A 22,890-nucleotide genomic window follows, 5' to 3' on the forward strand; every position below is an offset into this window, starting at 1 on the left:
TATGAACCTTGCCAAAGTTGCCGAACTCACAAAAGTCAGCCCGCGTATGCTGCGTTACTATGAAAGTTTAGGACTTATACAGCCTCATCGAGCAAGTAATAACTATCGAAGCTATACAAACAAAGACATTGAAAATATTAAGAAAATTAAAATATTAAATGATGCAGGCATGCACCTAAAAGACATTCAAGCCTTGCTGCCTTGTTTTGATTTAGATGAACGCGTATTTACGCTGTGCTCAGTGGTTCAAGAAAAACTGCAAACTGAACTCAAGCATGTTTCTGAACAATTAAACAAACTACAAACTTCTCAAAGTTTATTACAAACTTTTTTAACCAAAGGAAAAGCCGAGAGCACCAAACTATAATTTTTTGATGCTCATGCCACGCTTATTCTTTTAAATCTCCTTCGAGTGCAGCTACATTCTTTTTCTTAATTTTTTCAATTTTTGCATTCAGTTTTAGAACATCTTGGTAAAGCCCATTAAACTTTTTGACCTGAGCATTTTCATGGAAAAGAATCATCTGATCTTTCTTCTGCCATTCATAATTTTTTAGAAGCTTAAACATTTCTTCTGCTTTATCTAAAATTTGTAGCTCAATCATAAAAATTGCATGATCTTGATCAGCTTTTTGTTGAGTTCCCAATTTCATTTCAAGGAGTTGTCTCATCTCTGTATCAACAGATAATTCTTGAACCTTTGCTAAGAAAGTTTTATGAATTTTTTCATATTCAGTTTGATACTGATCTGAAGCCATACGGACATCAGCTAACATCTTCTCGGTTTCTACAAACTTTTGCTTTTTATCAAGATCTAAACGCTCAACATTTAAAAAAGTATCCCATTTGGCTGCTTTGAGTTCTCTTAAATATGCATTTCGTGCATTAATATTTTGAATCCAATAACTTAAAAGAAATTCTGAAATTTGCTTATAGTGTCCTGCTAACCGTTTATCGTGAATATTAAGCTCGACGGGTTTAGACCAGTCTTGTGCTTGTTCATAAAGCTGATTCATTTTTTCAGTCATGACGACATCAAACATTTGACTACTGTCTTTGGCCTGCTGCTGTTTGATATGTTGATAGGTGAAAAAAACAATGCTTGTGATAACAATCAGACTTGCTATCGCAATCAAAACTCGGCGCATACACACCTCCTATTTCCCTTCTTATAGTTTTGCTCTTTATAGTTATAAAATAGAGCTTATTCTTCTTTATATGCCATTTATTTCACAATACGCAACACTGTATTCGCTACTCAAAGCTTTAAATCTTTGTGCATCATCCCTATTATGATGGGTAATTAAAATTTATGAGATTCTCCCATGCGTGTTGATGTCTGGTCTGATGTAGTTTGCCCTTTCTGTTATATCGGCAAAAAACGCCTTGAACATGTAGCTGCGGAAGCAGGTATTGAGCTTGAAATTCACTGGCATAGTTTTGAATTAGATCCTGATGCGCCAGCAAAACATGACACTTCAAACACTGAGCGTTTAGCTAAAAAATATGGCCGTACCTATGAAGAGATGGAAGAAATGGAACGCAATATTGCGGCCATGGCTGCCTCTGAAGGTATTGATTTCCAATGGCAAAAGGCGAATTCTGGCAATAGTTTCAATGCACACCGTATTATTCACCTTGCACAAAGCAAAGGCTTAGGCAACCAAGCAAAAGAAGCTTTTTTCCATGCTTATATGACCGAAGGTCTAGCAATTGGTGAGCGTGAAGTTGTAGAAGAAATTGCTTCTCGTATTGGCCTTGATAATGCGGAAGTTGAATTTGTATTAGATACCAATGAGCTATCTGACTTTGTTCGTCATGACGAAAAGATTGCTAAAGAGCAGTTAAATGTTACGGGTGTGCCATTTTTTGTATTTGATCAAAGAATTGCTCTCGCAGGTGCTCAACCACGTGACGTCTTTTTAAAAGTCTTAGAGCAAGCACAACTTAAAGCAAATGCTGAAGCGGTCGAGCAAGATGATGCTGCTGTTTGTAATGATGAATCATGTGATATTCCACAGAAATAAATCAACACAATTGAAAATGTGATGAAATCGTATGTTTTATCACCATTTTAGCAATAGAGCGTTCTAAAAAAAGAACTATCTAATTGTTTAAAATCAGTTTATGATTGCTTCTTAGAATATTCGCGCTGTAATGTTCTGTTTTTTATGTGTTTAATGATCGGAATTTGAAGTTTCCTTGATCTATCATCCCCCTTAATTGGGGGATTTTTTTTGGTTAAAAATAATCGCTACTAGCTTAAACTTTTTAATTTATTTCAAATATGTAAAAAAAGTTAAATTTACTTAACTTTTGTGTCGTCCTCTTGATTTTATTAGAAAAATCAACAAAAGTGGAAACAACAACAAAACATAAAGATAGATATGAAAACATTTCACATAATGCCTTATCGGCAGCTTTTTGCACTTTTAACTTTAGGATTTGGTTCGGTATGCATTGCTCATGCAGAAACGAGCTCTTCCTCTCAAAACCAACAAGTAGAAGGTTTGTCATCTGGAGTTCAAACCGGAGCTACAACAGATGAAAATCTGTTAGATCAGATCCCCCGTTGGGTAGATGCGACCCCAACCATTTTTCCAGAGCAGTCTAGTCAACCTATTGTTCCCCCTACCGAACAAACAGAAGATCAAACGTGGGTTGACCGTAAGCAAAAGAAAATTCGTAATTGGGCCGATCGTACTTCTGAAAAAATTGATAACTGGTTTGGAGAAGTCGATCCACAGAAACCAGCTACTGCAACCATCCGCGTAATGGTCGATAACTATTGGAATGAATACGATAATTTTGAAATTAAGCCCAGAATACGAGGCAGGATTAAATTACCAACGCTAGAAAAACGTCTAAGTGTGGTATTTGGTGATGATTCTTTAGATAACGAATTTAATAACAGTCCGGCCAATATTAACCAAAACCCAAATCAAGACTCTAATAAGAAGTTAAATGGTAAACAAACGAGAGATGACAACAGTTCTATTGCTTTACGTTGGTCAGATTTCTCGAAAAAATTGCCTTTTGAAACAGATGCTGACTTAGGTATCCGTTCTGGAGACGATATTTATGTTCGTTTAAAAGCATCAAGAAATTGGCAACTCCGTAATGATTTTAAATTTTATGCTGAGCAAATTTATCGTTACGGCATAGATAGCGAAAACTACTTACGTACCAATCTTGAACTTACCCATGCCAGACCAAATCAACCGATTTTATCAAATCAATTCAGCTTAACTTATGCTGATGATCAAGATGATGATCTAAGTTGGGAAAATAGGGTTTTCCGTGAACATAGTTTCTTTGCAAATAACCGTTTTAACTATGGTATTTATACAGGTGGTTATTACAACGACAATGACTTGCGTTTAAATAGTTGGGGACCATTTGTTTCATGGCGCCAACCTGTTTTACGTGAATGGTTCTTTGTTCAAGGAGATGTAAATTACTTTAATGATCACCGTGAAGATCGCAACCATTTCGTCAGCACCTTCTTGCGCTTAGAAGCTCTTTTTTAAGCTGCCAAACATCACCTTGGAACCCATCCAAGGTGATGAATAATAAAATACTTTTAAATAAATTTTTAAGCTTAGCCTTTTAAAGTATTGTTCTAATTTTTATTTTTGATTCCTTCTCCTTAAAAATGAATCAATTCTCCTCTTTTTCATTTCAATACAAATCAGCTGCCTTAGTTTGTATTTATAGTTTAGGCGTATTGGCTTTAATTCCGCATACTCAATTTTTTTATAATACGTTCAAGCACCAACGGTCACGGCGTTATCCTTATTCTTCTACGCGTTTTACTAAAGTAAAAAGACCATCACTTTCACTCTCTCCTTGTGAAATAGAGACAAATGATGCTTTACCCGATGTCACCTTAATTCAAGAACTAATGGCTGTATTTGGAAATGATACGTTATGGAAACGTGCGACTCAGCCTGAACAAACTTATAAGGCCTTCGGTAAGAAAAAGAAGAAAACCTCATCGACACAGGTTTCGACAACTAATCCACTGAGTGCAAGCTGGGCCACCATTTCAACTTGGATGCCTTTTGAAAATAATCTTGATTTAGGTTCAAACTCAGAAAACGATGTTTATGTACAATTTTTGGCAAAGAAAAAATGGAATTTAAGACATAACATTAGTTTGGATACAGAACAGGTATTTCGCTACGGTTCTACTAGCCGAAACTACACCGAGACAACGCTAAATCTAACGCAAAAAATGCAAGACAATACTCTTTTCGCTAATAAATTTAATGTGAATAAGAGTGAAAATGAAGATTATAGTTGGGGGAATTGGACTTTCCAGCAGTATCAATTTTTAAAGGATAATCATCTTACTTACGGTGTTTATAGCGGTGGCGTATATACCAAAAACGACATTCGGCTAAATAGTTGGGGGCCTTATATTTCATGGCGCCAGCCTGTGTGGCGAAATTGGCTTTTTATGCAAAATGACCTTAACTTTTTTAACCATATTGATGATGATTCGAAACATCAGCTCAGTGTTCAAATGAATCTCGAAGCTAATTTTTAATCAGAAATTATCAAATTGTGGATAACTCTCTCTTTATCCACAAAAAAAGCCCCTGACAGTTCAGAGGCTTTTTTTTAAACTGAATTATTTCAGCAATAAGCTATTAATACGTTTTACATAAGCTGCCGGGTCTTCCGGTAAACCACCTTCAGCAATAACAGCCTGATCAAAAATGACGTTAGCCAAGTCATCAAACTGTTCTGAACTTTCGAGTTTCTTCACCAATGGGTGTTCAGGGTTAATTTCTAAAATTGGTTTGATTTCTGGTACTGCTTGTCCTGCTTGTTTAAGCATACGAATAAGTTGAGGTGATAATTCACCTTCACTTGTCACTAAACATGCAGGAGAATCAACTAAACGCGTTGTTACACGCACTTCTTGCGTTTTAGCTTTCAATGAGTCACTTAGTTTCTCAACAACAGGTTTAAACTGTTCAGCAGCTTGCTCAAGTGCCTTTTTCTCTTCAGCATCTTGCAAGTCACCTAAATCAACCGCACCTTTAGAGACATTCTTTAATGGTGTACCGTCAAACTCTTGAACAAAATTCATTGCCCATTCATCAACACGTTCAGCCATTAATAATACTTCAATGCCTTTTTTCTTGAACAACTCAAGCTGCGGTGAGTTTTTCGCTGCCGCTAAACTGTCAGCAGTCACATAGTAGATAGCTTTTTGGCCCTCTTTCATGCGAGCCTTATAGTCAGCAAACGAAGTTGTTACTTCATCATTTGTTGATGTCGCATAACGTAATAATTTTAAAATACGTTCGCGGTTACCAAAGTCTTCGCCCAAGCCTTCTTTAAGTACTGAACCAAACTCACTATAGAACGTCTTGAATTTTTCTTGGTCTTTTTCATCTTCCGATTTAGCCAAGCCATCAAGTACAGTTAATACGCGGCGTGCATTACCTTCACGAATCGTTTTGACATCACGGCTTTCTTGCAACAACTCACGACTTACATTCAGTGGTAAATCAGCGCTGTCCACTACACCTTGAACAAAACGTAGATAATTTGGAATTAAATTATCCGCATCATCCATAATAAAGACACGTTTTACATAGAGCTTAATACCCGCTTTGGCTTCACGAGTAAAAATGTCATGCGGTGCTTTACTTGGAATATAAAGTAGCTGTGTATATTCGGTACTACCTTCAACACGGTTGTGCGCCCAAGCCAGTGGCGCTTCAAAGTCATGCGTTAAGTTTTTATAGAACTCAACGTACTGTTCTTCAGTCACTTCGCTCTTGTTACGTGTCCATAAAGCGCTGGCTGAGTTAATTGCTTCCCACTCGCCAGTTTTGACCATTTGGCCGCCTTTAGGCTCTTCACCCTCAGCAACCTCTTCTTCTTGCCAAACTTCTTTTTGCATTTCAATTGGCAAGCTAATGTGGTCAGAGTATTTATTAATGATCTGCTTAACTTTATAAGATTCTAAATAATCAAGCGCATCATCACGCAAGTGCAGAATAATGTCGGTACCACGTGAAGCCTTATCAATTTGCTGAACTTCAAACTCGCCTGTACCACCACTAATCCAACGCACCCCTTCAGATGCATCTAGACCTGCACGGCGTGATTCCACGGTAATTTTATCGGCAACAATAAAACCTGAGTAAAAGCCAACACCAAATTGACCAATCAACTGAGCATCTGCTTTTTGATCGCCAGTCAATTTTGACATGAAATCTTTAGTACCCGATTTTGCAATCGTACCTAAGTTATCAATCGCTTCTTGCTGATTTAAGCCAATACCGTTATCAGAAATCGTTAAAGTTTTATCTTCTTTATTTAGAATGACTCGTACATGTAAATCGGGATCATTTTCATAATATTCAGGATGATTAATTCCTTCAAAACGCAACTTATCACATGCATCTGATGCATTAGAGATCAGCTCGCGTAAGAAAATCTCAGGGTTAGAATAGAGAGAATGCGTCACTAAATGTAAAAGCTGGGCAACTTCTGCTTGGAAACTATAATTTTGTGATGCTTGTTCACTCATAAATCACTCCTTAAATTTTGAAGTCTGTTTGTTCTCGAATGTTTTATGAATGGAGTACTTCTAGAATTTTTCAATCCTGAATATTAAAAATTTTTACTCTAATTAAAATGGACCGTGGCTTAACACTCTATCTTGCAATATCGCGTCTAGCTGCTGTTGTCGCTGTTGATAAGCTTTGCTAATACAACTTACGCCAGCCGCACAAGCATTTCTTTTTTTCAGCCATTGTTGCTGAGCATCTTTTTGGTTGTCCCGCCCGCCCATTGGTAAAGCATGCAGAACAATTTGATAGGTCGTCGCCATTTTCACATCAGCATCATTTAAAGATCGGTTTTTACAAATACTTTTTTCCGTTTTCGTTTTTGCAGCATCACATGAGAAACTTGCGGCTTGCAAACTCTGTGTAAAAGCAATACCACTAAAAACAACCAAACACATCGCTAATTTTTTGTTCATGATTTTATTCCCATGTTTTGTAATGAATAGAAATTAGTTTAGGAAAAAAATTGCATAAGATATGTATAAAACTGTCTGTTTTATGCTTTTTTTAGTGCAAATAAAAACTATAAAAAAACCTCACATAAAATATATGTGAGGTGCCTGAGTCTAGGTTTATTATTATATTTTTTCTATTTATTATTATGCTTAAAATTTATAGCTATAACCTAAAGTGTAAACAAATGGATTAATATCTAGATCAAACTTAGTCCCATCATTTAAAGTAACTTCTGGGCTTAAATCAGCATAACGAACATCTACAAATACTCCCCAGTTTTTAGCATCCGCAGGTTGGAAATTAAAACCAACTTGTCCTGCCACACCAAAATCTTCTTTCACATCTTTTACAATGCCATCTTCATCCCAAGCAATAAATGCTGTTGCACCAACACCAATATATGGCGTAAAACGAGTCGAATTTTTAAAATGATATTTAGCAGTAATCGTTGGTGGTAACTGTTTAAGACTCGCTACCTTATTTCCATTTAGCAACACATCATGGTTAACAGGTGCTGCTAATAATAACTCTGCCGAAAATGGAGATTGACTAAAAAAGTATTCTACCGATGGTGTAAATGCATATTCATGATCTGCTTTAACTACAGTGTTTTCAGCAAGTGTCGTATCTTCCGAAGGAGCAATAACACTACCACCAAATTTCACTTGCCAGTTACCAGCAAAAGTAAAAGAAGACATCCCCATTAATGCAACAACCAAAACTTTTTTGAACACTTTAATATCTCCAAACTTATTTATATTTATAATAAACATGTATTTTAAAATCATGCAATACACATTATAAAATTAATTTATCATTTATTTTTAAATAATTGTTTTAAATAAAATTATATATTAACCAACTATTTTAATTGGTTTTTATTCCAACCTTATTAATCAAGATTATTTTATATTACCAACTATTTTAATATACTTTTAATTCTGAGTATTTTAATATAATTTATTTTAAATACATCTTTTTGTTTAGCCAATAAAAAACCTTCTTAATTTAAATCTAAAGATCATCATTAAGAAGGTTAATAATTTAATATTTTATAAAAAATCTATAAAACCATTGCAGCAATCCAGCCAAAAATTAATAGCGGAATATTAAAATGAATAAATGTAGGTACAACCGTATCCCATATATGGTCATGTTGCCCATCTACACCTAAACCAGCTGTTGGGCCTAAGGTCGAATCAGAAGCTGGTGAGCCTGCATCACCTAATGCGGCTGCTGTCCCAATAAGTGCAATCGTCGCTAATGGTGAAAATCCAAACTGTACGCATAAAGGCACATAAATAACGGCCAATACAGGTACACTTGAGAAAGACGAACCAATACCAATCGTGACAAATAGGCCAATACAAAGCATTAAGAAAGCTGCAAGTGCTCGATTATCCCCAATGATTTCAACCACACCTTTGACCAGTTGATTGATATCCCCAGTATGTGTCATGACCGATGCAAAGCCCGCAGCAGAAATCATAATGAAACCTACCAAGGCCATCATTCGCATGCCTTGTACAAAGACATCATCTGCATCTTGCCATTTAAAAATTCCAGCAGTAGAGAGAACAGCAAAACCGACTAAACCACCCAAAATCATTGAACCCGAATAGAGCTGTGCAGCAAGTGTCAGGCCAATTGCAAGCAATGCCATATAGATCGTTTTCTTTGCAATTACGGGCGCTTGCTCTGCCTCATGCTTTAACTCTTCTGCATCCGCTTTTAAATCAGCTGTTTCATCTTGCACTGTTGCACGAAGAGGTTTATCTAAATCAATCGTTGTAGTTGGTGTAATAGCGCGATCAGCATAAATTCTTGGTTTACGGTAGCTAATAAATACAGCAACCAAAGTACCCAAAACCATTCCCAAAACAGGAATAGCCATGCCAATTGACATCATGCCACGCTCTACATGTAAGCCATACGCTGCGCCAACTTTGTTGATATTCCCCATCAAAATTTGTTCAAGGAAAATTGCACCAAATCCAACCGGAAGAAAAATATAAGTTCCGACTAAACCTAGCGTAAGCACACAGGCTGCAGCGCGACGGTCTAACTTTAAATGGTTCATTACCCGTAATAATGGCGGAACGAGTACAGGAATAAAGGCGATATGAACTGGGATTAGGTTCTGAGAGAAAATAGCAGCGATGAGTAAAATACCTAACAGTAGATATTTCACTTTCGTTTCGCGGCTTTTTCCAGCTTCCATTCCCAACAAACCAATCAGTTTATGGGCAAGTAAATCAGGTAAACCAGATTTTGAAAGTGCCAGAGCGAATGCCCCTAACACAGCATAGGCAAGTGCAACTTCAGCACCATCGCCAAGACCAGCGTTAAAGGCATCAACGGTTTGAGAAAGGCTTAAACCTGCTACGAGGCCGCCTACAATGGCAGAAACCACTAAAGTCAGTACGACAGAAACGCGCGCCAGTGATAATAAAAACATCACTGCAATCGCAATAACGACAGCATTCATGAATAAATTCAGAGCAAAACAAAAGGCGACATTCTATCAGATTCAGACCTATGAAGCCGAAAATATCGCCGAATTAACAGTTTTATGCAGTCACTCAATGATTAAGCTTGGGCCTTAATAAACTGACGAATATGATCTGCAATTTTTGCCGGCTCACTTAGAATTGCCCAGTGATTTGCTTCAAGCTCTACATATTCAAAATTTTCTACCCACTTTGGCATAGCCTCAGTAATATATTCAGGGCTCACAAAAGTATCATATTTTAAAATAACGGCTTTAACTGGACATTGAGCATAACGCTGACGAGGGCCAGTTAAACGAGGAATAAAATTTGCTCGGTATAAATTAATGCCATATTTACCATCTGCATTAATATTATTATTTAAAGGTAAATTACTTTTTCTCTCCAGCTGAGTCAGGACTTTCCCCCATTTTTCAGGGCTAAAAAGAGACCATACTGTTGGTGCTAACAAAGGAAGATGGAATGCACCGATATACCAAGATTTGGTTAATATTTTTAGGATCTGAGCTGGTGAAGATTTAAATTTATCACGCAAAAACAAAGCTGCATGGTCAAGACATGGCCCAGAAATGGTTGTGTATGATAATAACCGTCCTTTAAATTTAGGCTCAGTTACCGACTCCCAAGATTGAATTGAACCCCAATCGTGTGCAGCCATATGGAATTGACGATTTGGTAATAATTCATCAACCACTTCTTGTAAATCTAGAGATAACCGCTCTAAACGGTAATCGCGTATACGTTTTGGTATAGACGACAAACCCGCCCCACGTACATCATAAGTGACAATGTAAAAATCATTAATTAAATGTTCAATGATTGATTCCCATACTTCTTGATTGTCAGGATAACCATGTACTAAAACCAACGGTGTATTTTTTTCATCGCCCCATGTTTTGGCACAAAGGGTTTGTTGGTCACTTGTTGTTACTGTATGAACTTTTGGCTGCATAATCATTTCCTATCTTGTTTTTCAATCGATCATGTCGTTAGTCGGATAGAGCATTGCCATCAATATAAAAAAGATGATACTTATCTAGTATGAATACTATTTCAATAAAAAAAATTGACTATTATGGCTATTTTAAGAAGACTTCAGAACAATCCTACGATTTCAAAATTTCTATTTAATCACTACCCACCTTATCGTGGTGCAGGGATTTATATTGAAATCATGAATTTAGAACTTTGCCATGTACGTGTAAAAATGCCGCTGACTTGGAAAAACCAAAACTTGGTCGGAACACACTTTGGGGGCAGTCTTTATTCAATGGTTGATCCATTTTACATGATGATTCTGCTGCATCATCTCGGATCAAAATATATTGTCTGGGATAAAGCTGCTGAAATTAATTTTCTTTCCCCAGGTCGAAGTACGGTACATGCAGACATTCGAGTAGATTTAGCTGAGATTGAGCAAATACGTGAGCTTGCCGAAAACTACGACCCTGTTTTAAGAACTTATCATCTAAACATTTTTGATGAATCTGGGGTAAGAATTGCCGAAGTTAAAAAAACGCTTTATATCAGACGTAAAAAAGCAAAACCTTTCCCGCAATGAAAATAAGCGCTAAAAAGCGCTTATTTTATTCAATCAATACTGTGTTATCTTTTTTCTTCAATCGCTGCACCAGCACCACCACCGATCGCACCGCCAATTGCAGCACCAGAGTCACCACCCAATATTGCTTTACCTACCACAGAACCAATACCAGCTCCGATCGCACTCTTAGTCGTGGTTTGCTTACTACCGCCTTGGCTATTTGAACCAACACCAGCACCTACTGCTGCACCTAAGCCTGCACCAACACCACCACCTACATGGTTACCTAAGCCACCACCTAGTGCTCCACCTGCTGCTGCTGCACCAATACGCTGGTCAGACGGACTCATATTTTGACAACCCGTAAACATAAGCGTAGACAACATTAAAGCAGAAACTAATCCTATTGTTTTTTTCATGGCCATACTCCTACTACCTGTTCTAATAAAAAGAATAATCCTCTTTTATGAGGAATTTGATCAGATTGTGTTATTCATCTGTCCTAATCGATTGATATTTTGTAAAGCTCTTCTATTTATGATCATCAAGCAAAATTTTAATTATAAAAAAGACATAAAAAAGAAGTCTCTAACAGGTTAAAGACTTCTAATTTTAAACATTATTAGGAATACTTTTAGTACTTCCCTTTCTTCTCTTCATAAGCTGCGCCCGCACTACCACCCAGTGCACCACCTGTAGCAGCACCAGCATCGCCACCAATGATTGCGCCACCTAACACCGCACCCACACCGGCACCAATTGCACTATTACGCACGGTTTTACTACTAGATCCTTTTGCATTAGCTGCAACGCCGGCACCGAGAGCCGCTCCTAAACCTGCGCCAATATTACCGCCCACATGTTTCCCTACAGCACCACCTGCACCACCACCGATCGCAGCCGAACCAATACGTTTACTTTCTGGGCTTGCATTTTGGCAACCAACAAACAAAGTTGTTGACATCAGGCCAACACTCACAATCATCATCATTTTTTTCATTAGATTTACTCCAGTCCTCATAAGCATGTAGCCTAATCTGTTTTTGTGGAGCGTTTATCCCGCTTAAGTAATAAAATAATGGCTCTTTAATATGTTTATGTAATTACCACTTTTAATTGTTATAAATAAATATAAATAAAAAAAGGCACCCTGAGGTGCCTTTTTTAGTGCCAGTCTAAACTTAGAATTGTTCTGAGTTTAATGCTTGGCTAAATGCTTGGTCTACTTCGCTGAAGTCATTGTGAAGCTCATGTTCAGCAGCTTCTGCTTCTTGACGACGACGTTCTAAGTGGTATGCAAGACCAGTACCAGCTGGAATCAAGCGACCGACTACAACGTTTTCTTTCAAGCCACGTAAATCATCTTCTTTACCTGTTACAGCAGCTTCAGTTAACACACGAGTTGTTTCCTGGAACGATGCAGCAGAGATGAACGAGTCTGTAGAAAGCGATGCTTTCGTAATACCCATCAATTGACGTTCAAACTTCGCAGGGAACTTGTTCTGAGCCAAGACAGCTTGGTTCTCTTGAACAACGCGGATGTAATCCACTTGCTCGCCTTTGATGAAGCTTGTATCGCCACCATCAGTGATATCAACTTTACGCAACATTTGACGTACGATAACTTCAATATGTTTGTCGTTGATTTTTACACCTTGGAGACGGTATACGTCTTGAACTTCGTTCACGATGTAGTTAGTTAATGCAACTTCACCTTTCAAACGTAAGATGTCGTGCGGGTTTTGTGGACCATCAGAAACTGTTTCACCACGGTTCACATGCTCGCCTTCGAACACGTTGATTTGACGCCATTTTGGAATCAATTCTTCGTAAATCTCAGAACCATCATCTGGGGTAATTACTAAACGGTTTTTACCCTTAGTTTCTTTACCGAAGCTTACAACACCTGAAACTTCAGCAAGAATTGCATGTTCTTTCGGTTTACGTGCTTCGAATAAGTCAGCTACACGCGGAAGACCACCGGTAATATCACGAGTACGTGATGTTTCTTGTGGTACACGACCAATTACGTCACCGACACCAATCGTTTCGCCATCGCGAACAGTTACGATTGTGTTTTGTGGCAAGAAGTAGAACTGTTCGCCGCCATCTGTTGTATCCAACACGATTGCAGGACGTAAATCTTTACCAGAAGCAGGACGAGCTGTTACAGGCAAGATTTCAACAGTAGTCATACCAGTTGCATCATCAGTTTTCGATGTTGCAGTTACACCATCAGCGATTTGACTGAAACGTGCTTTACCAGCAACTTCTGTTACTAATGGATGTGTATGCGGATCCCAAGTCGCTACGATGCCGCCAGCTTCTACAGCTTCACCATCTTTCAACAAGATGCTTGCACCGTAAGGAAGTTTATAACGCTCGCGCTCACGACCTAAGTCATCGGCAATACCAATTTCACCTGAACGTGAAACTGAAACCAAGTGGCCTTTTGCATGTTGTACAGTTTTCACGTTATGGAAACGTACAGTACCTTTATTACGTACTTGAACACTGTTTGCAGCAGAAGTTCGGCTCGCAGCACCACCAACGTGGAACGTACGCATCGTTAACTGTGTACCTGGTTCACCAATAGATTGTGCTGCCATTACACCAACTGATTCACCTGGGTTAACCAAGTGACCACGTGCAAGGTCACGGCCATAACATCTAGCACATACACCAAAAGCAGATTCACAAGCAATTACTGAACGTACTTTGACTTCATCCACACCCGCTTCTTCAAGATGAGCTGCGATTTTTTCGTCAATTAACGTACCACGAGGTAATACAACTTCATCATCAGATGCACGACGTACGTCTTCAGCAGTTACACGACCTAATACGCGGTCACGTAATGGCTCAATGACATCACCACCTTGAATGAATGGAGTCATTACCAAACCACCAGCTGTACCACAGTCAGGCTCAGTAATTACCAAATCTTGTGCTACGTCTACAAGACGACGAGTCAAGTAACCAGAGTTCGCAGTTTTCAATGCTGTATCGGCCAAACCTTTACGCGCACCGTGTGTTGAAATAAAGTACTGAAGTACTGTTAAACCTTCACGGAAGTTCGCTTTAATCGGTGTTTCGATAATCGAACCATCCGGTTTTGCCATCAAGCCACGCATACCAGCAAGCTGACGAATCTGTGCCGCACTACCACGGGCACCAGAGTCAGACATCATATAGATGCTGTTGAATGATTTTTGTTTCTCGTCTTCACCTTGTTTATTTTTCACAAGTGTATAAGACAAGTTATCCATCATCGCTTTAGCAACTTGGTCGTTTGTACGCGCCCAGATATCGACAACTTTGTTATAACGCTCACCAGCAGTTACGAAACCTTGTTCGAACTGTTGTTCGATTTCACGAACTTCTGTTTCTGCTTTATCAATAATTGTGTGCTTAGTAGGTGGAATCAACATGTCTTCCATACCTACAGATACACCTGAACGAGTCGCTTGACGGAAGCCCAAGTACATTAATTGGTCAGCAAAGATAACGGTATCTTTCAAACCAAGTTTACGGTAGCAAGAGTTGATTAACTTCGAGATATTCTTTTTAGTCATCTCAAGGTTGATCATGTCAAAGCTTAAGCCTTGTGGAACAACTTCCCAAAGCAAACAACGGCCTGGTGTCGTATCAACAATAATAGTTCCGTGTTCACGTTCACCATTTTCATTGATAACAGTTTGATGCACACGTACTTTAACACGAGCATGGATCGCAACCTGACCAGTTGCAAGTGCACGGTTTACTTCGTGAGTATCAGCAAACACCATGCCTTCGCCTTTAGCATTTACTGCATCACGCGTGATGTAGTAAAGACCCAAGACAACGTCCTGGGAAGGAACGATGATCGGCTCACCATTCGCTGGTGACAAGATGTTGTTTGTTGACATCATCAATGCACGAGCTTCTAACTGCGCTTCAAGTGTCAATGGAACGTGTACCGCCATTTGGTCACCATCGAAGTCGGCGTTAAACGCAGCACAAACGAGTGGGTGAAGACGGATTGCCTTACCTTCAATAAGAATAGGTTCAAATGCTTGAAGACCTAAACGGTGAAGTGTTGGCGCACGGTTCAACATTACTGGATGTTGACGAATTACAGAAGCAAGAACGTCCCAAACTTCTGGAGTCTCGCGCTCAACCATTTTCTTCGCAGCTTTAATGGTTGTTGCTTGACCTGAAGCTTGTAGTTTCGCAAAAATAAATGGCTTGAATAATTCAAGTGCCATTTTCTTCGGAAGACCGCATTGGTGAAGACGTAAAGTAGGACCTACAGTAATTACCGAACGACCAGAATAGTCAACACGCTTACCAAGTAAGTTCTGACGGAAACGACCTTGTTTACCTTTGATCATATCTGCCAAAGATTTTAATGGACGTTTGTTAGAACCAGTAATTGCACGACCACGACGACCGTTATCAAGCAATGCATCTACAGACTCTTGTAACATACGTTTTTCGTTACGTACGATAATGTCTGGTGCTGCAAGATCAAGAAGACGCTTCAAACGGTTGTTACGGTTAATGACACGACGATATAAATCGTTCAAGTCAGAAGTCGCGAAACGACCACCTTCAAGTGGAACTAATGGACGTAAATCAGGTGGAAGTACAGGAAGTACATTCATCACCATCCATTCTGGCTTGTTGTTTGAATCGTTGAATGCTTCCATCAATTTCAAGCGTTTAGACGCTTTTTTCAACTTCGTTTCAGAAGTTGTCTGAGGAATTTCTTCACGTAAACGTGCGATTTCAGCTTCAAGATCGATATCTTTTAATAAGTCCTGAATCGCTTCTGCACCCATTTTCGCAGTGAATTCATCACCGTGCTCTTCAAGTGCATTGAAGTATTCTTCGTCTGTTAAAAGTTGATACTTTTCAAACGGAGTCATACCAGGATCAGTTACAACGTATGATTCGAAATACAATACGCGTTCGATATCACGAAGCGTCATATCAAGTAATAAACCGATACGAGATGGTAACGATTTTAAGAACCAGATATGTGCAACTGGAGAAGCGAGTTCAATGTGACCCATACGTTCACGACGAACTTTCGCTGTAGTTACTTCAACGCCACATTTTTCACAAATGACGCCTTTGTATTTCATACGCTTGTATTTACCACACAAGCATTCGTAATCTTTTACTGGACCAAAAATTTTGGCACAGAACAAACCGTCACGTTCTGGTTTAAAAGTACGGTAGTTAATTGTCTCAGGTTTTTTAACTTCACCATGAGACCATGACTTAATCATTTCTGGTGACGCAAGACCAATACGGATACGGTCAAACTCAATTGGTGCATGACCATCTGAGTCCGTTTTCTTACGCATGATATCGAGCAAGTCTTTCAATTTTTTTCTCCGTGTGTCGGGAAGCAACGCTTACCCGACTGGGTCACAAATATTGTTTTTTCCTAAAAAATCGTGAGTCTTACGACTTAGTCACCATTTTTCAGTTCAATGTTGATACCTAAAGAACGGATCTCTTTGGTCAATACGTTGAACGATTCAGGCATACCCGGATCCATATAATGGTTACCATCTACAATATTCTTATAGATGCGTGTACGACCTTCAACGTCATCCGACTTAACAGTTAACATCTCTTGAAGAGTATATGCTGCACCGTAAGCTTCAAGTGCCCAGACCTCCATCTCACCGAAACGCTGACCACCGAACTGTGCTTTACCACCAAGCGGTTGTTGTGTAACAAGTGAGTAAGAACCAGTTGAACGCGCATGCATTTTGTCATCAACCAAGTGGTTCAATTTGAGCATGTACATGTAACCTACAGTTACAGGACGATCAAACTGTTCACCCGTACGACCATCAAACAATACTGTTTGACCAGTACGTGAAATGTCAGCTAATTCAAGTAGGTCTTTAATTTGGCTTTCTTCAGCACCATCAAATACAGGAGTAGCTAAAGGCACACCAGCACGTAAGTTGCCAGAAAGAGCTAAAACTTCAGCATCAGTTAAGCTATCAAGATCTTCTTGCTCGCCACCAACTTTGTTATAAATCTTGTCTAAGAATTCGCGAAGTTCTAAAACTGTACGCTGTTCTTTCAACATTTTTTCGATTTTATCGCCAAGCCCTTTAGCCGCCATACCCAAGTGAGTCTCAAGAATCTGACCCACGTTCATACGAGATGGTACACCCAATGGGTTCAATACGATATCTACTGGTACACCGTTCGCATCGTGTGGCATGTCTTCAACAGGTAAAATGTTAGATACAACACCTTTGTTACCGTGACGACCAGCCATTTTATCACCAGGCTGAATACGACGTTTAACTGCTAGGTAAACTTTAACAACTTTCAGAACGCCTGTTGTTAACTCATCACCAGTCGAAAGCTTACGTTTCTTCTCTGCAAACTTCTCATCAATTTCTGCGCTCTTCTCTTTCAAGAACACTTGAATTTGAGATAAACGTTCAGCAATTGCTTCGTCTGTAGGTTGGATTTCAAGTAAGTCAACAAGCTCTAAACCAGACAACATATCTTCAACAAGTTTGTCGCCACGTTTAGTCGAACCACCACCGTTAGATTCTTGGCCTTTAAGCAAACGAATTACACGCTCACGAGCTGCTTCTTCAAAGATCTTGTATTCTTCTTTCAAGTCTTTACGGTAAGAGTCAAGCTGTGCTTTTTCAATTGCTAACGCACGGTCATCTTTCTCTAAGCCATCACGAGTGAAGACTTGAACATCGATAACTGTACCTTTAGTACCAGATGGAACACGTAAAGATGAGTCTTTAACGTCAGCTGCTTTCTCACCGAAGATTGCACGAAGCAATTTTTCTTCAGGAGTTAACTGAGTTTCACCTTTAGGCGTTACTTTACCAACAAGGATGTCACCAGCAGTAACTTCAGCACCGATATAAACGATACCTGATTCATCAAGTTTAGAAAGTGCAGCTTCACCTACGTTAGGAATATCGGCAGTAATTTCTTCTGCACCTAACTTAGTATCACGTGCTACACATGATAATTCTTGAATATGAATAGAAGTTAAACGGTCTTCTTGAAGTACACGCTCAGATAACAAGATCGAGTCTTCGTAGTTGTAACCATTCCACGTCATGAACGCTACACGCATGTTTTGACCAAGCGCAAGCTCACCCATATCTGTTGACGGACCGTCTGCCAAAATGTCACCGCGAGCAACTTTGTCGCCCAAATTCACGATAATATTTTGGTTAATACAAGTGTTTTGGTTAGAACGTGTATATTTAATGAGGTTGTAAATATCTACACCAGCCTCACCCGCAATCATTTCATCTTCGTTTACACGAATAACGATACGAGAAGCATCTACATATTCAATCGCACCACCACGGTTTGCGATCACACATACACCAGAGTCACGTGCTACGTTCGCTTCCATACCTGTACCTACAAGCGGTTTATCCGCACGTAGAGTAGGAACGGCCTGACGTTGCATGTTTGAACCCATTAATGCACGGTTCGCGTCATCGTGTTCAAGGAATGGAATAAGTGATGCAGCTACAGATACAACCTGCTGTGCAGATACATCCATATGCGTCACTTTTTCAGGTGGAATACGTACGAATTCACCTTGATGACGAACAGAAACAAACTCTTCTGTTAAGTTACCATCTTTATCTACAGCAGAATCGGCCTGTGCAATAACAGTACCTACTTCTTCAATAGCAGAAAGGTATTCAACAGCATCAGTTACTCGGCCATCTACCACTTTACGGTAAGGTGTTTCCAAGAAACCAAAATCATTTGCTTTTGCATAAACTGAAAGCGAGTTGATCAAACCAATGTTTGGACCTTCAGGCGTTTCAATTGGACATACACGACCATAGTGAGTTTGATGTACGTCACGTACTTCAAAGCCCGCACGTTCACGCGTTAAACCACCAGGCCCAAGCGCTGAAACACGGCGTTTATGTGTAATTTCAGATAATGGGTTGTTTTGATCCATAAACTGAGACAATTGGCTTGAACCAAAGAATTCTTTGATTGCAGCTGCAACTGGTTTTGCGTTAATGAGATCTTGCGGAGACAAATTATCTGTTTCTGCTTGGCTTAAACGTTCTTTAACAGCACGTTCAACACGAACTAAACCAACACGGAATTGGTTTTCAGTCATTTCACCAACAGAACGTACACGACGGTTACCCAAGTGATCGATATCGTCGACTTCACCTTTACCGTTACGGATTTCAACTAATGTACGTAATACATCGATGATATCTTCGTGCGATAAAATACCTTCTACTTCACGTGACTTCTGGTCAGTACCAACTTCGTATGGACGACCCAAACGACGGTTGAACTTCATACGACCTACTGGAGATAAGTCATAACGTTCAGAAGAGAAGAATAAGTTATTAAATAAGTTTTCAGCAGCTTCTTTTGTTGGTGGCTCGCCTGGACGCATTACTTTATAGATTTCAACTAATGCTTCTTCACGACCAGATGTTGTGTCAGCACGTAATGAGTCAGCAACAAATGAACCACGGTCAATATCGTTCGTAAACAAGATATTGAATTGTTTAACGCCGCCTTCTGCTAGTTTCACCATAACTTCATGGCTTAACAATGTATTTGCAGCAATCACATCACCATTACGTAAAGTAATGTCTTCAGCAGTGATACGCTCATACAAGTACTCGTCAGGAACTGATAGCTTAGCTAAACCAGAAGCTTCCATTTGACGTACATGACGTGCATTAATACGTTTACCTTGTTCAACAATGATTTTACCGTCATTGTCAGCAATATCAAACTGCGCCATTTCGCCACGCAGACGATCTGGAACGAGGTCAATTTGATAGCTACCCATATCAAGATATACAGGCACTTTCTCATAGAACAAATTCAAGATTTGTTCATTGTTATAACCCAATGCACGCAACACAACAGTTGCTAATAATTTACGACGACGGTCAATACGTACATAAACTAAATCTTTAGCATCAAATTCGAAATCTAACCATGAACCACGGTAAGGAATAATACGTGCAGAATAAAGTACTTTACCACTTGAATGTGTTTTGCCTTTATCGTGATCGAAGAACACACCAGGTGAACGATGTAATTGAGATACAATTACACGCTCAGTACCATTGATAACAAAGGTACCATTGTCTGTCATAAGTGGCATTTCACCCATGTAGACTTCTTGTTCACGTACGTCTTTAATAGATTTAGTTTCGCGATCTTTAATAATCAAACGAATTTTTACGCGCATTGGTGCCGCATAAGTCGAACCACGTAAAATACATTCACGCACATCAAACTCAGGCTTACCAAGGCTATACTCAACAAATTCTAAAGCAGCATTGCCAGAATAACTTTCTATAGGAAAAACTGAACGAAATGCGGCTTGGAGACCGATATCTTCGCGGTTTTTTGGAGATTTGCCACCTTGCAAGAACGTTCTATACGAATCGACCTGAATCGAAAGTAAGTACGGTGCTTCCATTACTTGGGGCAATTTACCAAAATTCTTACGGATCCGTTTCTTTTCGGTATATGAGTATGCCATCTGGAGTCCTCGGAAAGTAAACCAAGCCCGCCTGCAGAACGGGCTCAGAAGGAATTACACAGGCCGATATGGCCACCACTGTTTACAAATGCTGCAATTTTTAGTGGTATTAAAACGCTTAACAATATTTTTTAAAAAGAAAAATATTGGTAAGCATTTGAAATTACTTTGATTCTTCTGAAATATAACAGTTATTGTACAGAACAAACAAAAATCGAGCCGATTATTGTAACGCAAAAAGGCTGATGACCCAAGAGCCATCAGCCATTTTATGGAGCCGATTTAAAAACCGACTCCTTTTACAATTACTTAAGTGTAACTGTAGCACCAGCTTCTTCAAGTTTCTTCTTAAGTTCTTCGCCTTCTTCTTTAGAAACGCCTTCTTTAAGAACTTGTGGAGCACCTTCAACTAGGTCTTTAGCTTCTTTAAGACCAAGGCCAGTTGCTTCACGAACTGCTTTAATTACAGCTACTTTGTTAGCACCAAAAGAAGTCAACTCAACGTTGAATTCAGATTGTTCTTCAGCAGCAGCAGCAGCAGGAGCAGCAGCTACAGCTACAGCAGCAGCAGATACGTTGAATTTTTCTTCAAAAGCAGAAATAAGTTCAACAAGTTCAAGAACAGTTTTTTCAGCAACTGCGTTTAGGATTTCTTCGTTTGTTAAAGCCATGAGATTAACTCCAAATGGGTATTGAATGGTGTGGAAGTAGATTTAAGCTTAAGCAGCTTCTGACTCGTTTTTCTCTTGAAGCGCTGTAAGTAAGCGACCCAATTTCGAAATAGGAGCTTGAAGAACAGATGCGAGCATAGTAAGCGCTTTTTCTTGGTTTGGAAGGTTTGCGATAACGCTAACATCAGCACCTTGATAAAGTTTGCCGTCAAATGCAGCAGCTTTTAATTCAAATGCTTTGTTAGTTTTAGCAAATTCTTCAAACAAGCGTGCAGCTGCACCCATATCGTCTTCAGAAGTTGAGAATGCTAAGATTGTTGGGCCAACAAGGTTGTCATTCAAGATTGCAAATTGCGTATCTTGAAGAGCACGTTTAGCTAAAGTGTTACGTACAACGCGTGTAGCAACACCTAGTTTACGAGCTTCAACACGAAGAGTAGTTAATTGCTCAACGGTTAAACCTTGATAGTCAGCAACAACGGCAGCGAACGCTGTAGAAGCAGTTTGAGCCACTTCAGCAACGATCTGTTTTTTGCTTTCAATAAGAAGAGCCATTGTAAAACCTCCTAACGGTGATTTATGTACTCAAAAAAGTACACTCCCAATTCGCAAGTCAATAAAGATTTGACTTGCACGCGGAGGAGGAATAAATCACACCACCGCGTCTACGCAGGCTGGGCTATTAAGAAGATATTCAAAAGAAGTCTCTTCGCCTGTGGTCTTTGACGCTGATAAATTTACATTTATCAATTCAAAGTCCGCCTGATGAGTGAGGAAACAAAGCAATACTTTGAATGGGTATAAAAACCTATGATTTTTATACCCTGCCCTCAATCAGGACTTTAAAATTCTTGACCAAGTTTTAAACTTAGTTAGAAACGTTGCTTACATCAACAGTAAGACCAGGACCCATAGTTGAGCTCAAAGTGATCTTTTTGATGTATACACCTTTAGAAGTTGCAGGTTTTAACTTTTTCAAGTCAGCAACTAAGGTTTCAACGTTTTGACGGATAGCAGCAGCTTCAAAGCCTAATTGACCGATCGCAGCATGGATAATACCCGCTTTGTCTACACGGTAACGAGCCTGACCAGATTTAGCGTTTTTAACAGCATTCGCTACGTCAGGAGTTACAGTACCAACTTTAGGGTTTGGCATTAAACCACGTGGACCAAGAATTGTACCGAGCTTACCAACAACACGCATAGCGTCAGGAGCAGCGATTACAACATCAAAGTCAAGGTTTCCACCTTGGATGCTTTCAGCAAGGTCATCAAAACCTACAACATCAGCACCAGCTTCTTTAGCAGCTTCTGCTTGCGCGCCTTGAGCAAATACAGCTACACGTACAGTTTTACCAGTACCTGCAGGTAATGTAGTTGCACCACGAACAACCTGATCAGATTTACGTGGGTCTACACCAAGATTTACAGCTACATCCAAAGATTCTTTGAACTTTGCAGCAGGTAGGCTGTTAAGAACTTGCACTGCTTCTTCCAAAGTGTAAACTTTGTTTGCTTCAACAGCAGCAGCAATGGCTTTTTGACGTTTAGTTAACTTTGCCAT

General features: G+C 39.3%; 18 protein-coding genes. 5 read left to right on the forward strand and 13 right to left on the reverse strand.

Features of this window, described 5'->3' with window-relative positions; translation table 11 throughout:
* The first annotated feature begins 1 nt into the window (after position 1).
* The gene (locus tag AOLE_RS17955; RefSeq protein WP_013199095.1) at positions 2 to 367 is read left to right on the forward strand and encodes a MerR family transcriptional regulator; all 366 of its coding nucleotides are present in this window, start codon (positions 2 to 4) and stop codon (positions 365 to 367) included.
* 22 nt (positions 368 to 389) lie between these two features.
* Here AOLE_RS17955 and AOLE_RS17960 read toward each other — a convergent pair whose 3' ends face one another.
* Positions 390 to 1,148, reverse strand: a complete 759-nt coding sequence (locus AOLE_RS17960; RefSeq protein WP_013199096.1) for a hypothetical protein — start codon at positions 1,146 to 1,148, stop codon at positions 390 to 392.
* A gap of 177 nt (positions 1,149 to 1,325) precedes the next feature.
* On the opposite strand from AOLE_RS17960, the gene AOLE_RS17965 reads away from it, so the two are divergent.
* The 3 genes from AOLE_RS17965 (at position 1,326) to AOLE_RS17975 (ending at position 4,552) form a co-directional block, all read left to right on the forward strand.
* Positions 1,326 to 2,027, forward strand: coding sequence for a DsbA family oxidoreductase (locus AOLE_RS17965; protein WP_004795074.1), 702 nt, complete (start codon positions 1,326 to 1,328; stop codon positions 2,025 to 2,027).
* A gap of 360 nt (positions 2,028 to 2,387) precedes the next feature.
* Positions 2,388 to 3,530 carry a hypothetical protein gene (locus AOLE_RS17970; protein WP_013199097.1) on the forward strand — a complete coding sequence of 381 codons (1,143 nt, stop codon included), beginning with the start codon at positions 2,388 to 2,390 and terminating at the stop codon, positions 3,528 to 3,530.
* Positions 3,531 to 3,655: 125 nt separating this feature from the next.
* Positions 3,656 to 4,552, forward strand: coding sequence for a hypothetical protein (locus AOLE_RS17975; protein ID WP_013199098.1), 897 nt, complete (start codon positions 3,656 to 3,658; stop codon positions 4,550 to 4,552).
* Positions 4,553 to 4,636: 84 nt separating this feature from the next.
* Here AOLE_RS17975 and htpG read toward each other — a convergent pair whose 3' ends face one another.
* The 5 genes from htpG to AOLE_RS18000 all read right to left on the reverse strand — a co-directional run bounded on the left by htpG (position 4,637) and on the right by AOLE_RS18000 (position 10,520).
* Positions 4,637 to 6,556, reverse strand: a complete 1,920-nt coding sequence (gene htpG, locus AOLE_RS17980; RefSeq protein WP_013199099.1) for a molecular chaperone HtpG — start codon at positions 6,554 to 6,556, stop codon at positions 4,637 to 4,639.
* Between the two features lie 102 nt (positions 6,557 to 6,658).
* Positions 6,659 to 7,012 (reverse strand): lysozyme inhibitor LprI family protein, encoded by a 354-nt coding sequence (locus AOLE_RS17985; protein WP_013199100.1) that lies wholly within the window; start codon positions 7,010 to 7,012, stop codon positions 6,659 to 6,661.
* Positions 7,013 to 7,201: 189 nt separating this feature from the next.
* Positions 7,202 to 7,786: an OmpW/AlkL family protein gene (locus AOLE_RS17990; protein WP_023274335.1), complete on the reverse strand. Its 585-nt coding sequence runs from the start codon at positions 7,784 to 7,786 to the stop codon at positions 7,202 to 7,204.
* Between the two features lie 329 nt (positions 7,787 to 8,115).
* Positions 8,116 to 9,540, reverse strand: a complete 1,425-nt coding sequence (locus tag AOLE_RS17995) for a Na+/H+ antiporter family protein (RefSeq protein ID WP_013199102.1) — start codon at positions 9,538 to 9,540, stop codon at positions 8,116 to 8,118.
* Positions 9,541 to 9,641: 101 nt separating this feature from the next.
* Positions 9,642 to 10,520, reverse strand: coding sequence for an alpha/beta fold hydrolase (locus AOLE_RS18000; RefSeq protein WP_081399217.1), 879 nt, complete (start codon positions 10,518 to 10,520; stop codon positions 9,642 to 9,644).
* A gap of 117 nt (positions 10,521 to 10,637) precedes the next feature.
* On the opposite strand from AOLE_RS18000, the gene AOLE_RS18005 reads away from it, so the two are divergent.
* Entirely contained in the window at positions 10,638 to 11,123 is a 486-nt protein-coding gene (locus AOLE_RS18005) for a DUF4442 domain-containing protein (protein WP_005301740.1), read from the forward strand.
* A 44-nt stretch (positions 11,124 to 11,167) separates the two neighbouring features.
* Here the strand turns inward: AOLE_RS18005 and AOLE_RS18010 are convergent, their stop codons facing one another.
* The 7 genes from AOLE_RS18010 to rplA all read right to left on the reverse strand — a co-directional run bounded on the left by AOLE_RS18010 (position 11,168) and on the right by rplA (position 22,890).
* Positions 11,168 to 11,524 carry a hypothetical protein gene (locus tag AOLE_RS18010; protein ID WP_013199104.1) on the reverse strand — a complete coding sequence of 119 codons (357 nt, stop codon included), beginning with the start codon at positions 11,522 to 11,524 and terminating at the stop codon, positions 11,168 to 11,170.
* A 215-nt stretch (positions 11,525 to 11,739) separates the two neighbouring features.
* Complete coding sequence (locus AOLE_RS18020) at positions 11,740 to 12,105, reverse strand: hypothetical protein (RefSeq protein WP_005301737.1); 366 nt, start codon at positions 12,103 to 12,105, stop codon at positions 11,740 to 11,742.
* Between the two features lie 181 nt (positions 12,106 to 12,286).
* On the reverse strand, positions 12,287 to 16,480 hold the full coding sequence (rpoC, locus tag AOLE_RS18025) for a DNA-directed RNA polymerase subunit beta' (RefSeq protein ID WP_013199106.1): 4,194 nt from the start codon (positions 16,478 to 16,480) through the stop codon (positions 12,287 to 12,289).
* 86 nt (positions 16,481 to 16,566) lie between these two features.
* On the reverse strand, positions 16,567 to 20,655 hold the full coding sequence (rpoB, locus tag AOLE_RS18030; RefSeq protein WP_005301734.1) for a DNA-directed RNA polymerase subunit beta: 4,089 nt from the start codon (positions 20,653 to 20,655) through the stop codon (positions 16,567 to 16,569).
* A 305-nt stretch (positions 20,656 to 20,960) separates the two neighbouring features.
* Positions 20,961 to 21,326, reverse strand: a complete 366-nt coding sequence (gene rplL, locus AOLE_RS18035; RefSeq protein WP_005037257.1) for a 50S ribosomal protein L7/L12 — start codon at positions 21,324 to 21,326, stop codon at positions 20,961 to 20,963.
* A gap of 48 nt (positions 21,327 to 21,374) precedes the next feature.
* A complete protein-coding gene (gene rplJ, locus AOLE_RS18040; RefSeq protein WP_004699170.1) occupies positions 21,375 to 21,881 on the reverse strand; it encodes a 50S ribosomal protein L10 in 507 nt (168 codons plus the stop codon).
* Between the two features lie 313 nt (positions 21,882 to 22,194).
* The gene (rplA, locus tag AOLE_RS18045) at positions 22,195 to 22,890 is read right to left on the reverse strand and encodes a 50S ribosomal protein L1 (protein ID WP_005301727.1); all 696 of its coding nucleotides are present in this window, start codon (positions 22,888 to 22,890) and stop codon (positions 22,195 to 22,197) included.

It is taken from the genome of Acinetobacter oleivorans DR1 (assembly GCF_000196795.1).
Classification (GTDB): domain Bacteria; phylum Pseudomonadota; class Gammaproteobacteria; order Pseudomonadales; family Moraxellaceae; genus Acinetobacter; species Acinetobacter oleivorans.

Coding starts and splice junctions, on each gene's coding strand:
- AOLE_RS18005 (WP_005301740.1), top strand. CDS start 10,638: ATGGCTATTTTAAGAAGACTTCAGAACAATCCTACGATTTCAAAATTT.
- rplA (WP_005301727.1), bottom strand. CDS start 22,890: ATGGCAAAGTTAACTAAACGTCAAAAAGCCATTGCTGCTGCTGTTGAA.
- rplL (WP_005037257.1), bottom strand. CDS start 21,326: ATGGCTTTAACAAACGAAGAAATCCTAAACGCAGTTGCTGAAAAAACT.
- AOLE_RS17965 (WP_004795074.1), top strand. CDS start 1,326: ATGCGTGTTGATGTCTGGTCTGATGTAGTTTGCCCTTTCTGTTATATC.
- AOLE_RS18020 (WP_005301737.1), bottom strand. CDS start 12,105: ATGAAAAAAATGATGATGATTGTGAGTGTTGGCCTGATGTCAACAACT.
- AOLE_RS17975 (WP_013199098.1), top strand. CDS start 3,656: ATGAATCAATTCTCCTCTTTTTCATTTCAATACAAATCAGCTGCCTTA.
- AOLE_RS17970 (WP_013199097.1), top strand. CDS start 2,388: ATGAAAACATTTCACATAATGCCTTATCGGCAGCTTTTTGCACTTTTA.
- AOLE_RS17960 (WP_013199096.1), bottom strand. CDS start 1,148: ATGCGCCGAGTTTTGATTGCGATAGCAAGTCTGATTGTTATCACAAGC.
- AOLE_RS17985 (WP_013199100.1), bottom strand. CDS start 7,012: ATGAACAAAAAATTAGCGATGTGTTTGGTTGTTTTTAGTGGTATTGCT.
- AOLE_RS18010 (WP_013199104.1), bottom strand. CDS start 11,524: ATGAAAAAAACAATAGGATTAGTTTCTGCTTTAATGTTGTCTACGCTT.
- htpG (WP_013199099.1), bottom strand. CDS start 6,556: ATGAGTGAACAAGCATCACAAAATTATAGTTTCCAAGCAGAAGTTGCC.
- rplJ (WP_004699170.1), bottom strand. CDS start 21,881: ATGGCTCTTCTTATTGAAAGCAAAAAACAGATCGTTGCTGAAGTGGCT.
- rpoB (WP_005301734.1), bottom strand. CDS start 20,655: ATGGCATACTCATATACCGAAAAGAAACGGATCCGTAAGAATTTTGGT.
- AOLE_RS17995 (WP_013199102.1), bottom strand. CDS start 9,540: ATGAATGCTGTCGTTATTGCGATTGCAGTGATGTTTTTATTATCACTG.
- AOLE_RS17955 (WP_013199095.1), top strand. CDS start 2: ATGAACCTTGCCAAAGTTGCCGAACTCACAAAAGTCAGCCCGCGTATG.
- AOLE_RS18000 (WP_081399217.1), bottom strand. CDS start 10,520: ATGATTATGCAGCCAAAAGTTCATACAGTAACAACAAGTGACCAACAA.